Genomic DNA, 2,189 nt, shown 5'->3' with positions numbered 1-2,189 from the left:
TTAATTTCACATATGGTCCGTGAGGACCGTGTGTCTTAGACGCTAGATCAAGGTAGAAAGGGCGTACGGTGGATGCCTTGGCACTAGGAGCCGATGAAGGACGCGACGAACAGCGACATGCCCTGGGGAGTGGTAAGTACACATTGATCCAGGGGTATCCGAATGGGGGAACCCACCGCCGGGAGACTGGCGGGACACCCGTGTGAATACATAGCACGGCGTGAGGCAGACCCGGGGAACTGAAACATCTAAGTACCCGGAGGAAGAGAAAGAAAATTCGATTCCCTGAGTAGCGGCGAGCGAAACGGGAACAGCCCAAACCAGGAAGCATGCTTCCTGGGGTTGTAGGACACTCTATACGGAGTTACAAAGGGATAGGATAGGTGAACGACCTGGAAAGGTCGGCCAGAGAAGGTGACGGCCCTGTAGCCGAAATCCCATCCCCTCCAGAGTGGATCCTGAGTACGGCGGGACACGTGAAACCCCGTCGGAATCCGGGAGGACCATCTCCCAAGGCTAAATACTTCCTAGTGACCGATAGTGAACCAGTACCGTGAGGGAAAGGTGAAAAGCACCCCGGAAGGGGAGTGAAACAGATCCTGAAACCGTATGCCTACAAGTAGTCAGAGCCCGTTAACGGGTGATGGCGTGCCTTTTGTAGAATGAACCGGCGAGTTACGATGGCGGGCGAGGTTAAGCCGATGAGGCGGAGCCGCAGCGAAAGCGAGTCTGAACAGGGCGCATCAGTCCGTCGTCGTAGACCCGAAACCAGGTGATCTACCCATGTCCAGGATGAAGGTCAGGTAACACTGACTGGAGGTCCGAACCCACGCACGTTGAAAAGTGCGGGGATGAGGTGTGGGTAGCGGTGAAATGCCAATCGAACCTGGAGATAGCTGGTTCTCCCCGAAATAGCTTTAGGGCTAGCCTCGAGGTGAAGAGTTCCGGAGGTAGAGCACTGATTGGACTAGGGGCCCCCACAGGGTTACCGAATTCAGTCAAACTCCGAATGCCGGCAACTTGTACTCGGGAGTCAGACTGCGAGTGATAAGATCCGTAGTCGAAAGGGAAACAGCCCAGACCATCAGCTAAGGTCCCCAAGTGTATGTTAAGTGGAAAAGGATGTGGCGTTGCACAGACAACTAGGATGTTGGCTTAGAAGCAGCCATCATTCAAAGAGTGCGTAATAGCTCACTAGTCGAGTGACGCCGCGCCGAAAATGTAACGGGGCTAAACATACCACCGAAGCTATGGATCCCGTAAGGGATGGTAGGGGAGCGTTCCAAGCAGCAGTGAAGCGGTATCGTGAGGAGCCGTGGAGCGCTTGGAAGTGAGAATGCCGGTGTGAGTAGCGAAAAGAGGGGTGAGAATCCCCTCCGTCGAAAGCCCAAGGTTTCCTGAGGAAGGCTCGTCCGCTCAGGGTTAGTCTGGACCTAAGCCGAGGCCGAAAGGCGTAGGCGATGGACAACAGGTTGATATTCCTGTACCGCCGTACCACCGTTTGAACGATGGGGGGACGCAGAAGGATAAGGTAACCGTGCGACTGGAAGTGCACGGACAAGCAGCGAGGCCGTCGGGTTGGCAAATCCGCCCGGCACACAAGGTCGAGCTGTGACGTGGAGCCCGTAGGGCGAAGTACCGGATTTCACGCTGCCAAGAAAAGCCTCTAGTGAGGAGGTCGGCGCCAGTACCGTAAACCGACACAGGTAGGCGAGATGAGAATTCTAAGACGCGCGGGATAACTCTCGTTAAGGAACTCGGCAAAATGGTCCCGTAACTTCGGGAGAAGGGACGCTTATGGCAACATAAGCCGCAGTGAATAGGCCCAAACGACTGTTTAGCAAAAACACAGGTCTCTGCTAAATCGCAAGATGACGTATAGGGGCTGACGCCTGCCCGGTGCTGGAAGGTTAAGGGGATGTGTCATCGCAAGAGAAGCACTGAACCGAAGCCCCAGTAAACGGCGGCCGTAACTATAACGGTCCTAAGGTAGCGAAATTCCTTGTCGGGTAAGTTCCGACCCGCACGAAAGGCGTAACGATTTGGGCACTGTCTCAACGAGAGACCCGGTGAAATCATAGTACCTGTGAAGATGCAGGTTACCCGCGACAGGACGGAAAGACCCCATGGAGCTTTACTACAGCCTGATATTGAGGCTTTGTACGCGATGTACAGGATAGGTGGGAGTT

Annotated in this window: 1 rRNA gene; it reads left to right on the top strand. The window is 54.8% G+C overall.

Annotated features, from left to right (window positions below):
* Positions 1-45: 45 nt before the first annotated feature.
* Positions 46-2,189 (top strand): 23S ribosomal RNA (locus tag DPV68_RS10260); the annotation flags it as partial.

The sequence above is a fragment of the Exiguobacterium sp. TNDT2 genome (assembly GCF_003331145.1).
GTDB lineage: Bacteria > Bacillota > Bacilli > Exiguobacteriales > Exiguobacteriaceae > Exiguobacterium.
The sequence above is the reverse complement of the archived record's forward strand: the minus strand, read 5'-3'. Positions and strand labels throughout refer to the sequence as shown.